Consider the following 22,405-nt stretch of genomic DNA (forward strand, 5'->3'; position numbering starts at 1 on the left):
TTTAAAGAATGAAAATTTTTTGGGTAAATTAACTTAATTTTCTACGGTGATTCCTGTGGGGCGAAATCTGGTAATCCAGAGGTCTAAATCAGGATGATTGAGGTCATTTTCTACTCGATCTTTTACTTCTTGGGCTTGAGTATCTGATTCAACGAGGGCAAATACTGAAGGGCCAGAACCTGACATCATTGTGCCTAAAATATCTTGTTTTTGAAAGGCTTGGCGTAGTTGTTCGACTTGGGGATGGGTTGGTAATACAACTTTTTCTAGGTCGTTGTAAAGAGATTGACCGATTTTTGTGCTATCTTTGTGAGCGATCGCACTTACCAAAGCACCTGAATTTACTTTGGTCGATCGCTCTTTTATAGACGAAGTATTGCAAGCATAACTATCACCAAATTTTTCCCGATAAGTAGTGTAAGCCCAAGCCGTCGAAACTCCTAAACTGCGATATTTTCCTAAGACAACATAGAGGTTATCTAAATCTGGTAATGGCGATAAAATTTCTCCTCTTCCCGTAGCAATGGCTGTACCTCCAGCAATGCAAAAAGGTACATCAGAACCGAGTAATGCTGCTAATTCTTGTAATTCTGATTGTGTCAATCCTAAATTCCACATTAAGTCTAAGCCTATCAATATGGCAGCAGCATTTGTAGAACCTCCAGCTAACCCAGCAGCAACCGGAATTCGCTTATCTATTTCTATATCAATTCCGCCGAATTTAGCATAAGCTTCGGGAAATTGTTCTGCCATCAATTTAGCTGCACGATAAGCAATATTTGTGTTATCTAGCGGTACTTCAGGATGTTGACAATGCAGACGGATATTATCAGTGCCGTTAGCATTAATTTCGATATAATCGGCTAATTCTATGCTTTGCATAATCATTGCCAATTCGTGATATCCATCGGGACGCATCCCTAAGATTTCTAGATAAAGATTGATTTTTGCTGGGGCAATTAGGGTGTAAGAACGCATTTTTTTAACAGGGTTTAGGTAAAGACGAAAAGTAGGGGCGGGTTTTGAAGATCATCTTTTGGTTACGAGACAAGGATTATTGCTAAACCCGTCCTTACAACTCAAAACCCTTCTGATTTCTGCTTTCTTGCATTAGTTTATTGCTTAATTCTACCCATTGTTGCACGCTGAGGTCTTCGGCGCGAACTTGGGGATTTATTTCTAATTGTTCCAGATTTTGAGTCAAGCGATCGCGATCGACAACACTTTTTAAATTATTTCGTAACATTTTTCGTTTTTCTGCAAAACCGAGTTTAACTAAGTTATCTAAAAACTTGGGATTTTCGGCAGGATAATGAATTCGCGGATGTAAACGTACTACGGCAGAATCTACTTTTGGTGGCGGATAAAAGTCTTTAGCTGGTACGGAGTATATTAACTCACAATCTGCTAAGTATTGTACTCTAACCGACAAGGCTCCAAAAGCTTTTGATGATGGCTGGGCATACAATCTTTCAGCCACTTCTTTTTGCACCAATAATACAATTAAATCGTAAGATTTAGTTACGGGTTTAGCTATTTTACCTAATAGTTTTTCTAGAATTGGCCCAGTAATATTGTAAGGAATATTAGCAACTACTTTATTAGGATTTTGAAATAGCGGAAAGTTTTCTAATTGGGTTTCTAAATCGAGAGTCAGAATATCTCCTTGCAGCAGCAGAAAGTTTTCTGTTTTCCCCAAACTTTTGACTAAATTTTGGCACAAATCGCGATCGATCTCCACCGCCACAACTGACTGGGCTAAAGGTAAAAGATAGCGGGTTAAATTGCCTGTTCCAGGGCCAATTTCTAAAATGCGATCGCTTTTACTTATTTGGGCAGCTTTAACAATTTCACTTAAAGCTTTTTCACTCTTTAACCAATGTTGAGCAAATTGTTTCCGAGGATGAACAGACATAACAATTTTAGATGAGACAGCTTCCTTGAGACAAAAATATGAGAAGATACTAATTGTAGCCTATCAGAGACATATAGCACTTTTTTTGCTCCCAGAGGCAGAGTGCTAAAAATATTCGCGGTTCAAAAAATCACTTTCACATCTCAGGAGTGTTGTTAATGTCTACTTCTCCAATTTTAGAACCTCGAACAATTAGTAATAGTGACGGATTAAATGAGTTTAACAGCTTATTTAATAATGATGCTGCTGCGGCTGATGCAGCCTTAAAACTGAAAGTATATTGGCAGAGGTGGGCAACAGCTTTTGATGCTCAATCATTTGAACCAACGGAAAACAATGCCAAAATTTTGATTGGTAAAAAGCTGGCTTTAGAGGTAGAGAAAGCCAAGTTTAAAGTTGGGGAAACACTTAAGTTAGCTTTAGCGGGTGAAACAGTGCAACCGCTAGTTACTCCAGCCAAAAATCCCGTAAGTAATGAGGAAGCAGTAGCAGCTTTTTACTCAATTTTTAAAAGTAAAGAAATAGCCGACAAGGAAGTAAATAAGTTAGTTGCTAATTGGGAGAAATGGGCGATCGCATTTGGCGGACAATTTTTCGCTGCTGCTAATTATAATGCTCAAGTTGTAGCCGGAAGAATAATTGTCAAAGCCATGAATGATGCCAGAACAAAAGTTACTAACGCAATTATGCAAGCAATTGCTGGCAAGCAAATTCCTTCATTTAGTAAAATAGAAAATCCTCAAGTTAATCAATTGCCAATCCAGTTAGAACAGGCAAAAGACAGATTGAAAATTTATAAAAAATTTATGACTATTGCCCTTAATAAAGGAGCAACCAAAGATAAATTAGCTTTGTTATATCAAGGTGTACAAACTTCTCCTTATAAAGACCAAATTAAAGATTATCCCCAACGTCTATCAACCAAAGATTATCAGCAATTAAGGGCAGTAAAAGAATTGGAAACACCCGAAAAATTTAGTTCTTATCCTCAACTAGGAAAACTGCCAAAAATTGATGAGAAAGGTTTAGACTTTTTGCATGAAGATATTCAGGAAGCTTGTATTTGTGTAGCGAATTTTGGGACGGGAAATCTGCTAACTTATTGGTTAGGGAGAAACGCTTTAACAAAAGGTCAATTTTGGAGTGCGACAAAAATTCTTCCGGTTCTCAATGTTGTCTCCAGAGTCAATGCAAATTCACCCAATACAGATGTTGATGATTGCGTGATTCGCGATCGCGATCGACGCAAAAGAGATGTACCATTTTATGAGATAGTATGGGATGTTATTAGTTATGGCGATCGCATCGCTAGTTCTAATTCCTTAGCCGCTATGTTTAAGCGCTTCGAGACTCGCCAAGGATTAGAAAATTGGGTGAAAAAAATTACCGGAAACAAAAACTTAGAATTTCGTGGCAGATACGGCGAACCACCTTATATCGATCGTCCAGAAATTTACGACTTAAAGCAAAAAAAAGTTGTATTATCCAACACCTCAGAAGGAACTCCCGGTGAAAATTTAGTCACCGCTTATGACTTAACTCGTTGCATTACCATGCTAGGTTGGCATCAACATCTACCATTAGAAGTAAAACTGCCAAATGCCCGATGGCATAGTTTAGAAAGTATCGTAAGAGCAATGGGAACCGATGCCTGTCGTTACACAGATTTGGCAATTCAGCAACTAGGAATAGATAAATTAATACGTTCTCCAGTAATTATTTCTAAATTGGGAAATGGCAATAGCGATAGTAGGAATAGATACGAAATTGCTTATGTGATGCTGATACAATTGGGCGATGAACTTTCTCAAACAGCAAACAATTCGCCTAAATTGAAAAGTTTGGCTTTAACTCTTAGAGGTGCAAGTAAAAATGCCGTACAACTTGATTCCAGAATGGCAGCCGAAGTCACAGAAATCCTGCGCCGAGTATTAACTGATGAGCTAGTTTAAATCGGAAGAAATTCTTAAGAACCAGAAAAAATTGTTCGGGGAACAATTTTTGTAATCAAATATACCAAAGTTTAGAGTTACACCCTCTAAAATAACGGACTTCAGTTACCAAATCCTCTATCTGTAGAATCATCAACTTGAGGAGTAGAGACAAACTAATGAGCAGAGAAATTAGTCGGCGCAAGTTCATTCTGTACGGTTCTGCCACACTGGGTACAACTATTCTGTTGAAAGCTTGTGGTAGCAATACAACCCCAACCGCACAAACCCCCGCAGCAACACCCGCAGTAACACCCGCACCCAACACAACTCCCGCAGCAACAACTCCCACAGCATCACCAGTAGCTGCTACCGGAGACACAATAAAAGTGGGAATTTTGCACTCTTTAAGCGGCACAATGGCAATTAGCGAAAAGAGTGTTGTCGATGCTGAACAATTAGCAATTGAAGAAATTAACAAATCAGGCGGGGTTTTAGGCAAACAAATTCAACCAATAGTTGAAGATGGCGCTTCTGACTGGCCGACTTTTGCCGAAAAAGCTAAAAAATTAATTGACCAAGATAAAGTGGTTGCTATTTTTGGCTGTTGGACTTCTGCTAGTCGTAAAGCAGTATTGCCAGTTTTTGAAGAGAAGAAACATATGTTATGGTATCCTGTGCAATACGAAGGACAGGAATGTTCCAATAACATTTTCTACACTGGTGCTGCACCCAATCAACAAATTGAACCATCTGTAGATTGGTTGTTAAAAAAGAAAGGAAAAGAGTTTTTCTTAATCGGTTCAGATTATGTTTTCCCTCGGACTGCAAACACAATTATTAAAGCCCAGGTACAAGCTAAAGGCGGTAAAATTGTTGGGGAAGACTATTTGCCCTTGGGTAGCACTGAAGTCACCCAAATTATTAGCAAAATCAAACAAGCTTTACCCAATGGTGGAGTAATTTACAATACTCTTAATGGTGATAGTAACGTAGCATTTTTTAAACAATTGAAAGATGCGGGATTGACACCAGATAAATATCCTACAATGTCGGTTAGTATTGCGGAAGAAGAAGTCAAAGCCATTGGGGTTGACTATCTTAAAGGTCATTACGCTGCTTGGAATTATTTCCAAACAGTTGATACACCAGAAAATAAAAAGTTTGTTGAAGCTTTCAAAGCTAAATATGGCGCGGATAGAGTCACAAATGACCCAATGGAAGCCGCTTACATTGCTGTTTACTTGTGGAAACAAGCAGTAGAAAAAGCCAAAACAACCGACATTGAAGCAGTGAGAAAAGCTGCTTTAGGGCAGACTTTAGTTGCGCCAGAGGGTAAGGTAACATTGGACAATAACCACCACATTTATAAGACAGTTCGGATTGGTGAAGTAGGTGACGATGGATTATTTAAAATTGTCTCTGCCAGCACTGCACCTGTTAAACCTATACCCTGGAACCAATTTGTAGCAGAAACTAAGGGTTATTCTTGTGATTGGTCTGACCCCAGCAAAGGAGGAAAATTCCTAGTTAAAAAAAGTTAAAAACTAAATAGTTTTGGGTGGTCAAAACCCACCCTTTTTAGTTATTCAAAATCAGGAATTTGATCCAAGCGATCGAAGTTTAGGAAAGGTTAATTAAAGATTGGAGGTTAAGGTGCAGTGGTAGAATTTTTCAATGTAATATTTAATGGAATTAGTATTGGCTCAGTTTTATTAATAGCAGCTTTGGGTCTAGCTGTAGTTTTCGGTTTGATGGGCGTAATTAATATGGCGCATGGCGAGTTAATTATGCTTGGGGCTTATACAACTTTTGTGGTGCAAAATGTTTTTAAAGGTTTGGGAAGCCCGTTATCTGAAACATATATTATTTTTGCGATACCAATGGCTTTTTTAATCACGGCATTGGTGGGATTATTATTAGAAAAAGGTGTAGTGAGATTTCTTTACGGTAGACCATTAGAAACTTTGTTAGCAACTTGGGGTGTGAGTTTGATTCTGCAACAGTTTGTTCGCAGCGTTAACTGGGTTTTAGTAATTGGTCTTAGCTTATTTTGTTTGTTGTTTTTTGGTGCTTGGCGGCTGGTGTCGCGTCGCCCAGATTTTACTAGAATTCGCAACTGGTTTTTCGCGATCGTGCTACCTTTATCAGCAGCTATTTCAGTAGTAGTAGGTGTGGTTTTAGGGCAAACTTATAAATTAGCTGTTACTCAACCTTGGTTTGGGGCGCAAAATGTCAACGTTACTGCACCTAAATGGTTGCAAGATGGGTTAAATATTGGTGCTTTACGACTTCCTTATACAAGGTTATTTATTATTTTTCTGACTGTTTTATGTGTGGCAGGAATTTATTATTTCTTCCAACGTACAGCTTGGGGTTTAAGAATTCGCGCAGTTACACAAAATCGCAGTATGAGTTCTTGTTTAGGAATTCCAACTCAGAAGGTAGATGCTTTAACTTTTGCGCTGGGTTCGGGTTTAGCTGGAGTAGCTGGTTGTGCGATTAGTTTGTTAGGTTCTGTTGGGCCAAATACTGGACAAAATTATATTGTGGATACGTTCATGGTGGTAGTTGTGGGTGGTGTGGGAAAATTAGTCGGTAGTATTGTGGCGGCATTGGCGATCGGTACGGTTAGTTATATTATTGGTTCAAATGCTTTAGCACCTTTACTATCACCAATTCCACCTTTAGCAGATTTCTTTGCTTTCTTTGCCACTACCAGTATGGCTAAAGTTATGGTATTTGCATTAATTATTGTCTTTTTACAAGTGCGTCCGGCTGGTTTGTTCCCGCAAAAAGGTCGCACGGTGGATGCTTAATTGAGTTGGAAATATGTGGGGAATTAAAGTTACTTAATTGGTCAGGAGGGGAGAATGCAAGAGAATGAAAATAAGGGAAATGGTCGCAAGATTTACCATTATCCTCGCGTGCGGAAAAGAACAGAAAATTGGCAAGAAAAGGAAACTGTAGTTGAGACTGTAGCTGCAAAGGATAGGAAACCAAAATTTCAGGGTTTAAAGTTAAATCCCGGTTCTACTAAATACAAATCTATTTTAATAGAAGTGGGAATTGTGAGTGCGATCGCTCTAATTACCATCCTCCTCATCCCCCCTTTACTAACTGTCGCCGGACAAGCATTTCGCATCGGGTTACTCGGACGTTTCCTCGCTTTAGCAATTGTCGCTTTAGGAATTGACCTGATTTGGGGTTACACAGGAATGCTAAGTTTAGGTCATGGGGTATTTTTTGCTTTAGGTGGTTACGCCTTAGCAATGTACCTACAATTAGCACCTTTAGAACCTGGTCGTTTACCAGAATTTATGGGTCTTTACGGTGTCCAACAATTACCCTGGTTTTGGCAACCTTTTTACTCTTTTCCTCTGACTGTTATTGGTTTAATAATTATCCCAGCTTTACTAGCAGCATTACTGGGGTATTTAGTATTTCGTAACCGAATTCGTGGCGTTTATTTTTCGATTTTGACGCAAGCAGCGACGATCGTATTTTTCAACTTCTTCAACGGACAACAAAAACTATTTAACGGCACAAATGGTTTAACAAATTACAAAACTCTCTTAGGTTTTGACGTTAACGCACCACAAACTCAATTCTTCTTTTATACTCTGACAATTATACTTTTAGCCCTTGCTTATGGCTTTTGTCGCTGGTTAACTACTGGGAGATTTGGACGCTTATTAGTAGCAATTCGAGATGATGAAAGTCGGGTGAGATTTTCGGGTTACAACCCCACAGGATTTAAAGTTTTAGTATTTGCCATTTCCGCCGGACTCGCCGGAATTGCTGGCGCATTGTACACTGTACAAACAGGGTTAATTTCTCCCAAAGCAATGGATATTGCCTTTTCTATTGAAATGGTAATCTGGGTAGCAGTGGGAGGTCGCGCTTCATTAATTGGGGCAATTATTGGCGCAATTCTAGTTAACTTTGCCAGAAGTTTGTTGAGCGAACAATTTCCCGAAATTTGGCTATTTTTCCAAGGTGCATTATTCTTAATAGTGGTGATGTTTTTGCCTGATGGTTTAGTCGGCTGGTGGCGTTCTCAAGGTATTAACCAAATCAAAAAATTATTGGGAAGGCCAAACCAAGTTGTTACTTATCCGAGTTTAGAAACTGACCCCGAAGTGCAACAGGAACGGGAAAAGTTAGCCGGGAAATAGGTATTGCGGACTGGGGACTGGGGACTGGGAAAGTTTTTACAAATGACTAATTACCATGAACGCAAAAATTTTAGAAATTGACAATGTTACTGTCAGCTTTGGTGGGTTTAAGGCGCTCAAAGGCTTGAATTTTAACTTAGACCAGGGAGAATTAAGAGTAGTAATCGGCCCAAATGGAGCAGGAAAAACTACTTTTTTGGATGTGATTACTGGCAAGACAAAACCAACAGAAGGTCAAGTATATTTTAAAGGCAAAAATATTCGTAATTTTGCGGAACATGAAATTGCTCGGTTGGGAATAGGGCGAAAGTTTCAAACTCCTCGCGTTTATCTCAACCTGACACCTAGAGAAAATTTAGAACTTGCTTGTAACCGCAATAAAAATGTTTTTGCTACTTTGTTACGCCGAAATTCTAGCGATGAATACCGCACTGTAACGGGTTTATTAGAAACTATTGGTTTGAGTAACAAAGCAAATATTTCTGCGGGTTTACTTTCTCACGGGGAAAAGCAAAGGTTAGAAATTGGAATGTTAGTGGCGCAGTCGCCAGATTTATTGTTGGTAGATGAACCAGCAGCAGGGTTGACTGATGAAGAAACTTATAATGTGGGTGAGTTACTGTTGGCGTTGGCAGAAAGTCATTCTATTATTGCGATCGAACATGATATGGAATTTGTCCGGCAAATTGCTACTAATAAGGTAACGGTTTTGCATCAAGGTTCGGTGTTATGTGAAGGTAATATCGAAGAAGTGCAAAACGATCCGCGAGTGATTGAAGTTTATTTGGGAAAACAAGAAGAAGAACCGGAAAAAGAAGGGAAATTAGAAGAAATTTAATTTACAGTTGTTGGTTAATTGGCTATAACAATCTTAAATTAATTGTAAAAATTTTTCCTTTTCCTCTGTGTGTCTCTGCGGTTCAAAAAAATCCAAAATATTAGGTTTAAATTGAAAAAATGGTATCAGTAAATAACGCGATCGCACCCCAACCAATCTCCCCTACAGAAATCTTACTCCAAGTTTCTGGAATCAATGTTTATTACGGAGAAAGTCACATTCTTTGGGATGTAGATCTCAGCATTCCTAATGGACAAATGGTGTGCCTGATTGGGCGAAATGGTGTAGGCAAAACTACTTTATTAAAAACTATCATGGGGTTACTCAAACCTCGGACTGGTACTATAAATTTTGGAGGAGAAAATATTACTAATAAATCTCCCGATCGCAGAGCAAAATTGGGAATTGGTTACGTTCCCCAAGGGCGAGAAATTATTCCTCGCTTAACAGTAGAAGAAAATTTATTACTAGGTTTTGAAGCTTTACCAAAAGGGAGAAAAGGGAACGAGAAAATTAGCGAAGAAATTTTTGAATTGTTCCCGGTTTTAAAAACCATGCTGTGGCGGATGGGTGGAGATTTAAGCGGTGGACAACAACAACAATTAGCGATCGCCAGAGCATTAATGGCAAAACCTCGGCTATTAGTATTAGATGAACCTACCGAAGGAATTCAACCTTCCATTATTTTAGAAATTGAAGCAGCTGTACGCCGCATTGTTCAAACTACAGGAATTTCTGTGCTATTAGTTGAGCAACATTTACACTTTGTTCGTCAAGCCGATCGCTACTACGCAATGCAAAAAGGTGGTATAGTCGCTTCTGGTGTCACTAGCGAACTCAGCCAAGATGTGATTCAAAAGTTCTTGGCAGTATAGTTGTAAAGACGAAAAATTATATCAAAATCCACATAAATTTTTTATGAAGAATTTGTAATTTATGGGGAGATTTTACAAATTGTAAAAAATAATAAATACTGTAAACTTTTAATGAAGTTTGGTTTATTAATTGTTTTATTAAAGTAATAATTGAAGATATAACAACCAGATCGACTCTTGCCAGCAAGCTTTAGTTGGCTAATATTATACTGTGAAATTCCAGTCTTTGCCTATCTACCAAGCAACTTTACTTATACGTTCCCCGGAAAACTGGCGCAAACTAATAGTGAAATATAAGCACATCAAGGTAAAAATAATCAAAACTTTGCAAAGGCTTCAAACAAAAATTCTCCTCTTTACCTTTGGAGCATCTCTATTACCAATTTTGTTTTTGCTGGGAGCAACTTGGGAATTTGTATATCAGCCTTTGATTGATTTAGAAAAAACCCGACTTGACGACCAAATGTTAGCTTTTCGCGGATATACATCTGCTACTGCTCAAGGTTTACAAGATGTAACTAAAAGTTTTGCCTATTGGAGTGATTTTTATGAAGCTATTCCGCAGCGGAAAATATCTTGGATTAAAACAGAAGTTGTTGATTCATTACTTTTATCTACAAGTGTAAATGTTGTGCAAGTAATGAATCTTCGAGGCGAAATTTTGGCGCAACAAGGAGAAGTTTTGCGATCGCCTATCCTCCAAGAAAAAATTGCCGCCATGATTGCTCAAAAAAAATTAGTACAAGAATTAGTCACGATCGAAGATCGGAAACTATTAATATTAGTAGCAGCACCCGTTACCCGTACAAATCGCACTGGAGATCCTCACGGAACTTTGATAATTGGTCAAATTCTAGATAAGGCTTGGTTAGAGAAGTTTTTAACTTTTTCCCAACCTACTACTAAACTAAAAATTATTTCTCCAAAGGGTAAATTAATTATTTCTCTTGATACTAGGAATAGCAATAATTTAGAGAATCAACATTTATCACTTAAAGAACTTTTACCTGTAATTGAAAACCGACAATCCTTATATGAGATCGATCGCCAAACAGGATTAAATACTATTTACGCTCCTTTAAATTCTAGAGGTCATCTGGTTGCGATCGCCAAGATCCAAATCACTTCTCAATATTTTCAACAAGCATACCTAGCCCTTACTCGCCTAATTTTGATTGGATTAATATTAGCCATTATACTTTCCATAGCTGTAGCCAATTTATTAGCTAAACAGATTGGCGTACCAATTAATCAACTAGCAAAACGGAGCAGAACATTAGCCGCAGGTGATTTAAACGCCCCTATTCCTGGTATCGGTGCTGGTGGTGAATTAGGACAATTAGCCAGCGCTTATCAAGAGATGGCTGAATCTTTAAATTCACTTGTTATTAACCTAGAAAAAAGAGTAGAAGAACGCACTTTAGAATTAGAAAACGCACGTCTTACTTTAGAAGAAAGAGTAGAACAGAGAACCAAAGAACTTTGGCAAAAAAATCAGGAATTACAAACAGCTTCCGAGCAATTAAAACAACTAAACTTACAATTAACAATTAAAGCTGACCAGTTAACGGATGCTTTAAGTAGTCTAAAAAAAGCCCAAGCTCAACTAATTCAAACTGAAAAAATGTCAAGTTTGGGACAATTAGTGGCTGGAGTTGCTCATGAAATTAATAATCCAATAAACTTCATTCATGCCAATCTTAGTTATGTCAGCACTTATAGTCAAGATTTACTTAATCTCGTGCAAATTTATCATCAACGTTATAATGACCCAGAAATTGAAAAGCAGATTGAAGAAATAGAACTTGATTTTATTATGATTGACTTGCCTAAAATTATCTCTTCAATGCAGTCAGGGTCCGATCGTATTAGTCAAATAGTCCTAGCATTAAGAAATTTCTCTCGCTTAGACGAAGCCGAAATGAAATTAGTCAATCTACATGAAGGAATTAATAGTACTTTGTTAATCTTACAAAATCGTCTCTATTTAGGCGAGCAATTCCCAGCTATTCAAATAATTAAGCAATATGGATACTTGCCGTTAGTTGAATGCTATCCCAGACAAATTAACCAAGTGTTTATGAATATTATTACCAATGCTATTGATGCTATAAAAGAAGGACTGGCAAAGCAATTAATAGAAAAATCTAAAACTTTTACACCTACTATTATTGTCCAAACTCAAAAATTAGATCCTGAATGGGTAAAAATTAGATTTTGGAACAACGGCCCCGTAATTCCTCCCCATGTTATAAGTAGAATATTTGACCCATTTTTTACCACAAAACCTGTAGGTAAAGGTACTGGGTTAGGACTTTCTGCTTCCTATCAAATTATCGACAAACATGGTGGAACAATAGATGTTAGCTCTGCTGCCGAACAGGGAACAGAGTTTGTGATTTTATTACCGATTAAAAATATAAGGAATTAATTGAGAGTATGTAAGTAAAGACTATATTACAAAGATGTCATAGTATTAAGTATAACTTGTAACATTAAACAAATCTGATATATTAAACTAGCAGTCTAATCAGTATGAACTGGGGATCTTGCCTTGTAAGATACACCTAAGTTTTATTTTCTGTTTCCTGTCCCCTGTTCTCTGTTTCTTAAAATCAGAAACTATTTACAGTGAATCGATCGCGCAAAACAAAAACAACCACACTAATTATCTTTTATGTTCAAGATTGTTAAAGCCCCCACTGTACCAGTTTCACCATTACAACGCTTTTCTGTAATTGGAACAGCTGATTCTATTCATGCTGGTAAACCTTTAATTTTAGTCATAGACAATCAATTTAAAGTCACAACTCCACCGATTAGTAGTGAAGGAACTTGGCGTTTTGATTTAGCATTACACCAGCCGGGAAAACACCAATTGGCAATTTTATTAGACAACGATCGCCTAGAATTTACTGTTCAAATAGGCACAACACTAACCCCGGAGACAGGAATAACAACTCCTTCCAATTCCCAACCAGTTCCTCAGTCTCAATCAAATCCTGTTTCTTTAGAAAAATTGGTCAAAGAAGCCTACGAAAAAGGTTATTCTGATATCCATCTCTGTGTTAGTAAACCCCCAAGTTTTCGCAATCGGGGAGAAATGGAAATTACCAATTATCCAGTAACTACTGAAGAAACATTTACAAATTGGCTGCAACAAATTCTTACAGAATCAGAGATTAAACAATTTCAAGAAACCTTAGATTTTGATGGTGCTGCCAGTTATGGTTTTGCGCGAGTGCGAATAAATATTTTTAAAACCCTCAAAGGTTCGGCAATGGTCTTGCGGCTAATTCCCCTAAAAATTCCCAGTATCGAAGAACTAGGTTTACCAGAAGTATTCCAAACAATTTGCCATTACCACAAAGGTTTAGTATTAGTTACTGGCCCTACAGGATCGGGTAAATCTACAACTTTAGCTGCTATGGTTAATTACATTAATCGGACCATGAAGAGACATATTATTACGATCGAAGACCCGATCGAATTTATCCACGAAGATAGCAAATCTGTAATTAGCCAGCGAGAAGTAGGCATTCACACAGTCGAATTCGATCGCGCCTTAAAAGCAGCATTAAGAGAAGATCCCGACGTAATTTTAATTGGGGAAATGCGGGATCGAGCCACAGTCAACACCGCCCTCAAAGCCGCACAAACCGGACATTTAGTATTCGGTACATTGCACACCAACAGCGCCACTAAAACCATTGAAAGAATTTTAAATCTTTACGAACCAGACGAACAAGAGCCAATGTTAACTCAACTTTCCGAATCCTTAGCCGCCATAATTGCTCAAGCTTTATTACGAACTACTGATGGGAAACGTGCCCCCATTCACGAAATTTTAATTAACACCGATACCGTCAAAGATTACATTAAACGCGGAGAAGTAGAAGAAACAGAATCAATTATGAAAAAAGGAAAATATGACGGTATGTGTACCATGTTGCAATCAATTCACAGTCTTTATTTAGAAGGTCGCATTACCGAAGAAACAGCAATGCAAGCCACAGATAAACCCAACGAAATGAGAATCTTACTCAGTGGGGGGGAAATTTAGGCAGAGGCAGGGGACAAGGAGAATTACCTTCTGTCTTCTAGCCACCTATTTCCTGACAAATCATAAATTCGCAAATTACCAATTACCCATCCCCTGTAAAATTGTTACGGATGTAGACTCAATCAAGGAATCGAAGGATGGTAGCTACAGATAACAAGTATTCGGCACAGGGGCAATCTCCTCCCTTTGACTTACGCAAATACCTAGCTGAACGGCAAGCTTTGGTGGAAGCGGCGTTAGAGCATTTTCTGCCCGTGACCTATCCTGAGAAAATTTATGAAGCCATGCGCTACTCTTTACTAGCTGGAGGTAAGCGCTTGCGTCCTATTCTGTGTTTGGCTACCTGCGAACTGGCAGGCGGGACGCTGGAAATGGCAATGCCTACCGCTTGTGCTTTGGAGATGATCCACACCATGTCATTAATCCATGACGATTTGCCCGCTATGGATAATGATGATTATCGACGTGGTAAATTGACAAATCATAAAGTTTATGGGGAAGATATTGCAATTTTGGCAGGTGATGGCTTATTAGCTTATGCTTTTGAAGTAGTCGCGCAGACAGAAAATGTTCCGGCAGAACGTTTAGTGCAGGTAATCGCTCGTTTAGGTCGTGCGGTGAGTGCGGCTGGGTTAGTTGGTGGTCAGGTAGTTGACCTAGAATGTGAAGGGAAGTCAGATGTTACTATTGAAACGCTGAATTTCATTCACACTCACAAAACGGGCGCTCTGCTAGAGGCTTGTGTGGTTTGCGGGGCGATTATTGCTGGGATATCGGTGACAGATTTGCAAAGATTGTCTCGTTATGCCGAAAATATTGGGTTAGCATTTCAGATTGTGGATGATGTTCTGGATATTACAGCTACCCAAGAAGAGTTGGGCAAAACCGCAGGTAAAGACTTACGAGCGAAAAAGGCAACTTATCCTAGCCTTTGGGGTTTGGAAGAGTCTAAATGCAAGGCTCAACAATTAGTGGCAGATGCGAAAGCGGAATTGGCACCTTTTGGGGAAAATGCTCGATCGCTCTTAGCGATCGCAGAATTTATTACCAGCCGCACTCACTAAGCGTTTGTAGAGCAAGTTACATTTAGTAAATTTTGTTTCCTACAACACTTAATATTTACACCTGCCCACACAGTCCATAGCAGAATCCTACATAATCCGAAATTCAACCTAACAGCCAAAATTGATATGCAGGAATTTTGCCAGAGTCTTCTAGAGAACCACATATTGTTGGTTGCTGTTATTGCCAGTGTAGTTGCTCAAATTACTAAACTCGCCATTGAGTTGGGTAAAAACCGGAAAATTAACATCCGAGTTTTGGTGGAAACGGGCGGTATGCCTAGCGCCCATTCAGCCTTGGTAACAGCCTTGGCAACGGGTGTCGGTCACAAAATGGGATGGAATAGTCCTGATTTTGCGATCGCAGCCATCTTTGCCATTATCGTCATGTATGATGCTGCTGGAGTCCGTCAAGCGGCTGGCAAACAAGCACGCATCCTCAACCAAATCATTGACGAACTATTTCGGGAACACCCCACTTTTAATGAAGACCGTCTCAAAGAATTACTTGGACATACTCCTTTTCAAGTGATTGTTGGCTCGGTTTTAGGTGTAACGATCGGTTGGTTAGCTGCACCAACTTATTGAGTAGGGCGGTAGGGGAGCAAGGGAGCAGAGGAGATAAATATATAAATGTTAGAAAGTTACAAAAGTTTTCTCCTGCCTGTTTATAGCTGATTAAACTTTTAAGTTTTTATGAGATTCAATTGGTAAATTTGAGAAATAAAGGAAAAAACAAAGTTTGCTGTTCTTTATTCTCCTTTGTCCCTCTGCTTCTTTGCTCCCTTGCCCCTTGCTCATCGCGGAGTTTCTATCTGTGGATTGAGCAAAGTTACTCGATTTGCGTCTACTAACATGACTAAGAAACCGCGATCGTTCAACAGTCGAAAAGTATTACTAGCATTTCTTCCATTACTGGTATACAAAACCAAAAGATAACGTCTTTCTCCAAAAGCAACTAAAGCAATTCTTTTTCCTAAAAGTTGCTGTAATTGAGTAGCAATTTCCGGCTGATTACCATAATCTACTAACACGGCATAGCCCCTGCCCAATAATCTTGGATTAAAGGCAGGTAAATTCTCACTTGGGGGTTGAGGTTTTCTTTCTTCCCTGTTGCTTTCAGGAGGCGGCGCAGGAGGTTGCGTATCAGTTACAAATTCTGCAACTGTTGTTGGTTCCACCACGAAAGCCGACAACCCAGTAATATCATTGATGTAGCGCACCCAATCTTCAGCATTTTCCAAGCTACTAAAACCGCTAATCCGAGTCACTGTATTATCTAAATATCGGCAAACAGTAGCCCTCGTTTTGCTAGGAAGACTTTGCCGCAATAAGCGTTGACTCTGGCGGGTATTTGTAGCTACAAATAATAAATATTCACCCGCTGCTGGTGGTTCACAAGTTGACTCACGAGATTGAGCCAAAGCACCGTTCGCTCCCACACACAATACAATAATTGATATTAAAGCAGAGTTTAAAGTAGCGTAGGCTCCCTTAATCGCAGTTTGATTCATGGCTCAGTAATCGGTAATCGAGTGATAAGTTTTGAATGAAATTTTTCCCACTCAAAACTTAAAACTTAAAGTTGCTTTTAGCAAGAGGTTAAGCAACAGCTGCTAAAGAAGCTAAGGGATCGGGAATAGAATCAGATGGTGCGGTGAATTCTCCAGTAGCTACATATTCTAAACGCAATTTCAACCAAGTAATAAATTGCTGATTGGTGGAGACGATCGCGCAAGCTGGTTTGGGAGTTTTAGCTTTAATAGCTGCCATTTCTGGTGCTTCTAAAAATGCGGGTTCTTTGACTAACCAAAAATCAATTTCTTTTTCATTTTCCTGATAGTGTCTCACTCTTTCCCGTAACACTTCCTCTAAAGGTTCTTTTTCCAACAAAAAATTTTGACTTGCCAAAACGTAGTAATAAGTTTCCATTTGTCAATCGTCCTTCATCATTTGTTATTTGTCATTTGTTAGGACTTACGCAAAGCTTCTATAAGTTTACTCCTCAAGGCTTCCCAGTCCCTAGTCCCCAGTCCCCAGTCCCTAAAACCAGGGTTTTCCACCACAAGTACGGGAGAACCCCAATGACTAATGACCGAGAATAGCTTGTTTCATTTCTCTGACGGCTCGTTCTAAACCAACTAAAACCGCCCGACTTATTATTGTATGACCAATGTTGAGTTCTTCCATACCTTTAATTGCGGCAACGGGGTAAACATTCCAGTAAGTTAGTCCATGTCCGGCGTTGACTCTTAAACTGGAAGCGATCGCCATTTCACAACCTTTAACTAAAACCTGAAGTTCCTTTTCCCGACTCGCCTCATCATGCGCCTCGGCGTATTTCCCCGTATGCAACTCAATAAACTTAGCTTTTACCTTAGCAGATGCAGCAATTTGGGCTTCATCCGCATCAATAAATAAACTTACCGGAATACCCGCACTTTGCAATTTACCTACTACCAGACTAAGGCGATCGACCTGTCCCGCAATATCTAGTCCGCCTTCCGTTGTCACTTCTTCCCGTCGTTCCGGGACTAAGGTAACGTAATCTGGTTTGATATCGAGAGCGATCGTCACCATCTCATCAGTAGCTGCCATTTCCAAGTTTAAATGAGTGCGAACCGTTTGCCGCAACAACCGCACATCCCGGTCTTGAATATGTCGCCTGTCTTCCCGCAAATGCACAGTAATCCCATCTGCACCCGCTAACTCCGCCAACACTGCTGCTGCTACCGGATCAGGTTCCACAGTCCGGCGTGCTTGGCGAATCGTCGCCACATGGTCGATATTAACACCGAGCGTAGGCACTCTTCACTCTCCATCTACCTCGAATCGTCCGTTTTTCATCTTACTGGAAACAGCTTCATTAGACAAACTAAACAAGAACTAATTACAGCAGCAGATCGAGCATTATATGATGCTAAAAATTCCGGGAGAAATCGAGTGGCGATCGCTCAACATTATCATTAAATTATTTTGAACAGTTGGGCGATCGGCAACTTGCGTTAATAAATGGATAACCTTTCTACTGGATAAAAGTACCCTTGAGGGTACTGCAAAAACTAGATATCCGATCGTTAGAATTGTAGAGAGAACAGTAGGGTTCATTGCCAGATTCCAGCGTTGAGTCACTGCCATGTTAATAATTAGGAGAACGCTATGCCGTTGAAGGAATACGGTGTTTTGAAGGGTCGTCCGATCGCACGACGACTCGCAGTTACATCGAATGCTCACTACCAAGTTCACTTAGTTGATGATAATACAGATTACCGAATTGCGATTAATGTGAAATCGAAGCTCAGTCCATCTGAATTAGAATACTTAATAGACGAGAACTTTGCCCATCCAATTACATCAAATTTGGTGAATCTACCGCTTGGTTTTAAGCTTCTTGAATCCAAATCTGGTGGATTAGCAATAGATTTTATTCGGGGGAATCTGTTCGATCGCACGAAAATGATTCCATTACCATTCGATATTCCTGGCCCTGATAATGACCTAAACGAAAAGATTGACAAATATATTCAGCGAGCAATGTCAGATGAAGAAGCTCTCATCTACGCATTTGGCGAACGTTGGGGGCCAGAACGTAATATCAAAGACAAAATCTTTGGTTTTTTGCCTGGTAATGGCATTCATGACATTCATGCGAATCAAGGCAATGCTAAGCAGTTTGAGAAAGATGATGGAGTCTGGCAGGATGGTGCTTTATTGATTCACTTTCCTTCAGAAAATCGCTGGATTGGTATCTTTCTCAAATTTCAATCACAATGCTGGCATACTGATGATAAAACCGGACATTGTATCTCTGCAAAACTTGAACCAGATCATCCAACTCAAACCCCAATTGAAGGTGAACCTGATTTAATTATTCGGATTATTGCGGCACTTGTCAATCCAGAAGGTGCCGATCCTGGAAAAGAAACAGTAACCTTACTCAACACTTCACCTGCATCAATTGATTTGACTGGATGGGCGATCGCCGATCGATTAAAGAACAAACACTTACTATCAGGAACACTTGCTTCAGGAAGCACATTGGTTGTGCAGTTACCTGAAACAACACAATTAGGTAATAAAGGCGGAATTATTACCCTGCTGGATAATCGTGGTATTAAGATTCATGGGGTATCTTATACTGAAAAACAGGCCGATCGTCAGGGTTGGACGATCGTATTTTAAGTTTTGCGATCGGGTGTTGATACCAAATCCGGTTAACAATTCGATTGGCGTATCTTCTTCCTCTTATCTTCGTGTCCTTCGCGTCTTCGTGGTTTAAAAAATCTTTTTTTGAACCACGAAGACACGAAGAAAGAGAAGAAGTTTTCCCAATTGATTTAGTGTTTTGCAACTACTAAATTTACTTTTCCTCAGTATTATTTGCTTGCTGATCTTTGATAGGGCGCATTGTGGGGAACATCACCACATCACGAATGCTTTGAGTATTAGTTAGAAGCATAACTAAGCGATCGACACCGATTCCCATACCCGCACAATTTGGCATTCCCAAAGACAAAGCTTCAATAAAATCTTCATCCATCGGATGTGCTTCATCATCACCAGCATTTTTCTGTGCTAACTGTTCCTCAAACCGCTTTCTTTGTTCTTCTGGATCGTTCAACTCAGAAAACCCATTCGAGTATTCTGTACCAGCAATAAACAATTCAAACCTTTCTACAAAACCTGGTTTGCTACGATGTCCTTTAGCTAAAGGACTAACTTCTACAGGAAAGTCAATAATGAAAGTTGGTTGAATTAATTTTGGCGTAACTAACTTATCAAAAACAGCATAAAGCACATAACCTAAACTCTGTTTTTCTAAATTAGAAAGATGCAAGTCTAACTGTTCAGCTTTACTAATCGCATCCGCCAATTCCAAACTATCAAAATCCAACCCAGTTTCATCTTTAACAGCTTCCACCATAGTTTTTACTTGCCAATGTTTGCCAGCAAAACCAGGAAACTTCTCGCTGTGGTTGTATTTGCGTTCTAAACTAATATTTTCCCCTTGATATTCAATTTCCTGTTTGTCTCCGTGAACAGTTTTAGCAGCATAGCAAAATACCTCTTCTACCACGCCCAAAATATCAAAGTAATCAGCATAAGCTTGGTAAACTTCCAAAGAGGTGAATTCAGGATTATGAGTACTATCAACACCTTCGTTTCTAAATACTCTTCCTAACTCAAAAACCCGCTCAAAACCGCCACAAACAGCCCTTTTTAAAAACAATTCTGGCGCAATTCGCAAATACAAATCCACATCTAAAGCATTGTGATGGGTAATAAATGGACGTGCAGCAGCACCACCATAAATCGCTTGCAAAACCGGAGTTTCGATTTCATAAAACCCGATTTCAGTTAAATAATTACGAATACTTTGGACGATTTTACTGCGAAGTGCAAAACGTTGGAAAGATTCCAAGTTTCCCGCTAAGTCCATTTCCCGATGACGGCGACAAGTTTCAGGATCGTTAACGCCGTAATAAGCATCAGGAAAAGGAATAGTAGCTTTCGATAACAATACCAATTCTTTTACCTGAACAGATAATTCACCTCTATTAGTACGACTTCCAATTCCCGACGCACCAACAAAGTCGCCTACATCGAGAAGCTTTTCAATTTGTTTAAAAGATAAACCAGTTTCACCTGTTACTATTTTCTTCTCGATTTTCAGTTGAATTCTACCTGTAGAATCTCGTAAATCGATAAAAATAATGCTACCACTATCACGTTTAGAAGTGATGCGTCCAGAAACTTTAATTGGAGTTTCTTCAGGATCGCTTTGTCCATTTTCGAGTTCTTTTCCCGGTTGACTAAATAAGTCTCTAACTTGCTGAGTTGTATGCGATCGCTGATAAGATTCGCTAGGATAGGGTTCAATTCCCTGCGATCGCAAATCTTCCACCTTTCGCGCCCGAACTTCTGCTTCACTCTGAGTCATCAATAACTACCCTGCACAATACCAAATACAAAATTTTACATTAGGGAAACACTTATCCCATCCAAAATCTTAGCGCCAACCGTAGACAATCTAACACTTCTCCCTTTATCCACAGTCTACCGCACCCCATCTTAACCCAAAAACACCAACAATTCCCTACTACCCAATTGGCTTATCTTCCTTCCCTTCCTTCTTCTTCCTTCTTCTTCCTTCGTGTCCTTCGTGTCTTCGTGGTTCAAAAAAAATAATTAACCCCAACCCAGTATAATAGCAACTAGGCAACACGATGACATAGCAGATTTCATTGCTGACTTAATGAAAGCTGAAGTTAACCGCCTGAAACTCAATTACAAGGTTTCAGACAGAATTATGATTGCCACTTTAACAAAAAATGGCAGAGAACAAGGACGCTTTCCTGATGTCAGTGTAGTTAATCTAGATATTTGGCGTGCTAACCGTTCCGCTTATTCAGCTTTGCGCGAACCTCTGCAATTAGCTGTAGAAATAGTATCAACAAATTGGGAAGATGATTACATTGATAAATTAGATGAATATCAACGTTTAGGTATTTTTGAATATTGGATTGTGGATTATTTAGCTATTGGTAGTAGAGATTATTTAGGTAATCCAAAAATCCCCACAGTTTTTGTATATCAATTAAATGACGGAGTTTATCAAGTTACTGCTTTTAGAGGTTATGACAGAATTATATCACCTACTTTTCCCGAATTGGAATTAACAGTTGATGAGATTTTGGAGGTTTAAATTGATTAAAAAACTTATGGAAGTATGATTTGCTCTAGAGTCCAAAACGATCAATGCAAGAGAAGAGTTCAATCCAACTTGATATCGCTGTATCCATCCATTGTCGTGAGTAAGGACGGAAGAAAAACAACCATACATTTGCTGGTAGGTGTCCTTCGGAAGCATCAAGAGTAAAAGTAAGCTGATACTCAGAATATGGTTTACCCCACCCCATCCCTAACTAGAAGCACTAGTATAAAAACGCAAAGCAAACCGCCAAAACAACCCCGAAACCAAAAACAACCCAACCGCCAAAACTCCCGCACCTAAAACCCAACCAAACTCACCCTTACCTAACATCGCCTCAGCCGGAACAGTAGTTAAAAAAGCCACCGGAACCACAAAAGTAAAAAAGAATCGATAAGCCATTGGATAAGCCACCATCGGATAACGTCCCGCCTCCAACAACCCCCTTAATACCTCCGTAACATTGTATATTTTCACAAACCAAATACTAGTAGCCCCCAACATAAACCACAAACTATAAAGACTAACCAACCCAAAAAAAATCGGGATAGCACTAAGCAAATAACCACTTATATTAACTCCCAAACCTCTCCCAGCATAGCCAATAATCGCCAACCCAAAAATCAAATCAGGCAACCCCCAAAGAGAAACAGTCCGAGTAGAAAGCCAAAATTGACTACTGACAGGTTTCAGCAGCACAAAATCCAAAGTACCATCTTGAACCTGCTGTACAATCTTATTCAAATTAGGAGCCAAAACAGTGCTAGAAAAACCCTGCAACAAAGTAAATATTCCCAATACAATTAAAGCCTCTTGCCAAGACCAACCAGCG

General features: G+C 39.3%; 19 protein-coding genes and 1 pseudogene (1 of these 20 only partly in view). 12 read left to right on the top strand and 8 right to left on the bottom strand.

Annotated features, from left to right (window positions below; all coding sequences use genetic code 11):
• Positions 1-33: 33 nt before the first annotated feature.
• Entirely contained in the window at positions 34-978 is a 945-nt protein-coding gene (gene ispE, locus ACE1CA_RS00855; RefSeq protein ID WP_413281183.1) for a 4-(cytidine 5'-diphospho)-2-C-methyl-D-erythritol kinase, read from the bottom strand.
• A gap of 94 nt (positions 979-1,072) precedes the next feature.
• On the bottom strand, positions 1,073-1,915 hold the full coding sequence (gene rsmA / locus ACE1CA_RS00860) for a 16S rRNA (adenine(1518)-N(6)/adenine(1519)-N(6))-dimethyltransferase RsmA (RefSeq protein WP_413281184.1): 843 nt from the start codon (positions 1,913-1,915) through the stop codon (positions 1,073-1,075).
• A 158-nt stretch (positions 1,916-2,073) separates the two neighbouring features.
• On the opposite strand from rsmA, the gene ACE1CA_RS00865 reads away from it, so the two are divergent.
• The 10 genes from ACE1CA_RS00865 (at position 2,074) to ACE1CA_RS00910 (ending at position 15,449) form a co-directional block, all read left to right on the top strand.
• Positions 2,074-3,867: a hypothetical protein gene (locus ACE1CA_RS00865; RefSeq protein WP_413281185.1), complete on the top strand. Its 1,794-nt coding sequence runs from the start codon at positions 2,074-2,076 to the stop codon at positions 3,865-3,867.
• A gap of 158 nt (positions 3,868-4,025) precedes the next feature.
• Entirely contained in the window at positions 4,026-5,390 is a 1,365-nt protein-coding gene (urtA, locus tag ACE1CA_RS00870) for an urea ABC transporter substrate-binding protein (RefSeq protein WP_413281186.1), read from the top strand.
• 117 nt (positions 5,391-5,507) lie between these two features.
• Positions 5,508-6,665 carry an ABC transporter permease subunit gene (locus ACE1CA_RS00875; protein WP_413281187.1) on the top strand — a complete coding sequence of 386 codons (1,158 nt, stop codon included), beginning with the start codon at positions 5,508-5,510 and terminating at the stop codon, positions 6,663-6,665.
• A 54-nt stretch (positions 6,666-6,719) separates the two neighbouring features.
• On the top strand, positions 6,720-8,024 hold the full coding sequence (gene urtC / locus ACE1CA_RS00880) for an urea ABC transporter permease subunit UrtC (RefSeq protein ID WP_413281188.1): 1,305 nt from the start codon (positions 6,720-6,722) through the stop codon (positions 8,022-8,024).
• A 55-nt stretch (positions 8,025-8,079) separates the two neighbouring features.
• A complete protein-coding gene (gene urtD, locus ACE1CA_RS00885) occupies positions 8,080-8,862 on the top strand; it encodes an urea ABC transporter ATP-binding protein UrtD (RefSeq protein WP_413281189.1) in 783 nt (260 codons plus the stop codon).
• A gap of 119 nt (positions 8,863-8,981) precedes the next feature.
• Positions 8,982-9,737: an urea ABC transporter ATP-binding subunit UrtE gene (urtE, locus tag ACE1CA_RS00890; protein ID WP_413281190.1), complete on the top strand. Its 756-nt coding sequence runs from the start codon at positions 8,982-8,984 to the stop codon at positions 9,735-9,737.
• A 211-nt stretch (positions 9,738-9,948) separates the two neighbouring features.
• A complete protein-coding gene (locus tag ACE1CA_RS00895) occupies positions 9,949-12,168 on the top strand; it encodes an ATP-binding protein (protein ID WP_413281191.1) in 2,220 nt (739 codons plus the stop codon).
• Positions 12,169-12,414: 246 nt separating this feature from the next.
• The gene (locus tag ACE1CA_RS00900) at positions 12,415-13,800 is read left to right on the top strand and encodes a type IV pilus twitching motility protein PilT (RefSeq protein ID WP_413281192.1); all 1,386 of its coding nucleotides are present in this window, start codon (positions 12,415-12,417) and stop codon (positions 13,798-13,800) included.
• Positions 13,801-13,937: 137 nt separating this feature from the next.
• A complete protein-coding gene (gene crtE / locus ACE1CA_RS00905; RefSeq protein ID WP_413281193.1) occupies positions 13,938-14,864 on the top strand; it encodes a geranylgeranyl diphosphate synthase CrtE in 927 nt (308 codons plus the stop codon).
• A 126-nt stretch (positions 14,865-14,990) separates the two neighbouring features.
• The gene (locus tag ACE1CA_RS00910; protein WP_413281194.1) at positions 14,991-15,449 is read left to right on the top strand and encodes a divergent PAP2 family protein; all 459 of its coding nucleotides are present in this window, start codon (positions 14,991-14,993) and stop codon (positions 15,447-15,449) included.
• 209 nt (positions 15,450-15,658) lie between these two features.
• Here ACE1CA_RS00910 and ACE1CA_RS00915 read toward each other — a convergent pair whose 3' ends face one another.
• From ACE1CA_RS00915 to ACE1CA_RS00930, 4 genes are all read right to left on the bottom strand, one after another.
• Positions 15,659-16,375: a hypothetical protein gene (locus ACE1CA_RS00915; protein WP_413281195.1), complete on the bottom strand. Its 717-nt coding sequence runs from the start codon at positions 16,373-16,375 to the stop codon at positions 15,659-15,661.
• An 88-nt stretch (positions 16,376-16,463) separates the two neighbouring features.
• Positions 16,464-16,793: an MgPME-cyclase complex family protein gene (locus ACE1CA_RS00920; protein WP_413281196.1), complete on the bottom strand. Its 330-nt coding sequence runs from the start codon at positions 16,791-16,793 to the stop codon at positions 16,464-16,466.
• A gap of 156 nt (positions 16,794-16,949) precedes the next feature.
• Positions 16,950-17,669 carry a pyridoxine 5'-phosphate synthase gene (locus ACE1CA_RS00925; protein ID WP_413281197.1) on the bottom strand — a complete coding sequence of 240 codons (720 nt, stop codon included), beginning with the start codon at positions 17,667-17,669 and terminating at the stop codon, positions 16,950-16,952.
• Positions 17,670-17,771: 102 nt separating this feature from the next.
• Positions 17,772-17,969 carry a hypothetical protein gene (locus tag ACE1CA_RS00930; RefSeq protein WP_486517605.1) on the bottom strand — a complete coding sequence of 66 codons (198 nt, stop codon included), beginning with the start codon at positions 17,967-17,969 and terminating at the stop codon, positions 17,772-17,774.
• 51 nt (positions 17,970-18,020) lie between these two features.
• Between ACE1CA_RS00930 and ACE1CA_RS00935 the strand changes: the two genes are divergently transcribed.
• Positions 18,021-19,043, top strand: coding sequence for a DUF2278 family protein (locus ACE1CA_RS00935; protein ID WP_413281199.1), 1,023 nt, complete (start codon positions 18,021-18,023; stop codon positions 19,041-19,043).
• Between the two features lie 178 nt (positions 19,044-19,221).
• Here the strand turns inward: ACE1CA_RS00935 and lysS are convergent, their stop codons facing one another.
• Positions 19,222-20,802, bottom strand: a complete 1,581-nt coding sequence (lysS, locus tag ACE1CA_RS00940; protein WP_413281200.1) for a lysine--tRNA ligase — start codon at positions 20,800-20,802, stop codon at positions 19,222-19,224.
• 264 nt (positions 20,803-21,066) lie between these two features.
• Between lysS and ACE1CA_RS00945 the strand changes: the two are divergent.
• Positions 21,067-21,567: pseudogene (locus tag ACE1CA_RS00945) on the top strand (Uma2 family endonuclease); the annotation flags it as partial.
• 216 nt (positions 21,568-21,783) lie between these two features.
• Here ACE1CA_RS00945 and ACE1CA_RS00950 read toward each other — a convergent pair.
• Positions 21,784-22,405 carry the 3' portion of an ABC transporter permease gene (locus ACE1CA_RS00950; protein WP_413281201.1) on the bottom strand. It continues 161 nt past the right edge of the window, so 622 of the gene's 783 nt are visible here — the last part of the coding sequence; its start codon lies off the right edge, out of view; its stop codon occupies positions 21,784-21,786.

It is taken from the genome of Floridaenema evergladense BLCC-F167 (assembly GCF_041929205.2).
Classification (GTDB): domain Bacteria; phylum Cyanobacteriota; class Cyanobacteriia; order Cyanobacteriales; family Aerosakkonemataceae; genus Floridanema; species Floridanema evergladense.

Bases quoted from the DNA above. Each gene is read 5' to 3' on its own strand.
- ispE (WP_413281183.1), bottom strand. From the start codon at position 978: ATGCGTTCTTACACCCTAATTGCCCCAGCAAAAATCAATCTTTATCTA.
- rsmA (WP_413281184.1), bottom strand. From the start codon at position 1,915: ATGTCTGTTCATCCTCGGAAACAATTTGCTCAACATTGGTTAAAGAGT.
- ACE1CA_RS00865 (WP_413281185.1), top strand. From the start codon at position 2,074: ATGTCTACTTCTCCAATTTTAGAACCTCGAACAATTAGTAATAGTGAC.
- urtA (WP_413281186.1), top strand. From the start codon at position 4,026: ATGAGCAGAGAAATTAGTCGGCGCAAGTTCATTCTGTACGGTTCTGCC.
- urtC (WP_413281188.1), top strand. From the start codon at position 6,720: ATGCAAGAGAATGAAAATAAGGGAAATGGTCGCAAGATTTACCATTAT.
- urtD (WP_413281189.1), top strand. From the start codon at position 8,080: ATGAACGCAAAAATTTTAGAAATTGACAATGTTACTGTCAGCTTTGGT.
- urtE (WP_413281190.1), top strand. From the start codon at position 8,982: ATGGTATCAGTAAATAACGCGATCGCACCCCAACCAATCTCCCCTACA.
- ACE1CA_RS00900 (WP_413281192.1), top strand. From the start codon at position 12,415: ATGTTCAAGATTGTTAAAGCCCCCACTGTACCAGTTTCACCATTACAA.
- crtE (WP_413281193.1), top strand. From the start codon at position 13,938: ATGGTAGCTACAGATAACAAGTATTCGGCACAGGGGCAATCTCCTCCC.
- ACE1CA_RS00910 (WP_413281194.1), top strand. From the start codon at position 14,991: ATGCAGGAATTTTGCCAGAGTCTTCTAGAGAACCACATATTGTTGGTT.
- ACE1CA_RS00915 (WP_413281195.1), bottom strand. From the start codon at position 16,375: ATGAATCAAACTGCGATTAAGGGAGCCTACGCTACTTTAAACTCTGCT.
- ACE1CA_RS00920 (WP_413281196.1), bottom strand. From the start codon at position 16,793: ATGGAAACTTATTACTACGTTTTGGCAAGTCAAAATTTTTTGTTGGAA.
- ACE1CA_RS00930 (WP_486517605.1), bottom strand. From the start codon at position 17,969: ATGAACCCTACTGTTCTCTCTACAATTCTAACGATCGGATATCTAGTT.
- ACE1CA_RS00935 (WP_413281199.1), top strand. From the start codon at position 18,021: ATGCCGTTGAAGGAATACGGTGTTTTGAAGGGTCGTCCGATCGCACGA.
- lysS (WP_413281200.1), bottom strand. From the start codon at position 20,802: ATGACTCAGAGTGAAGCAGAAGTTCGGGCGCGAAAGGTGGAAGATTTG.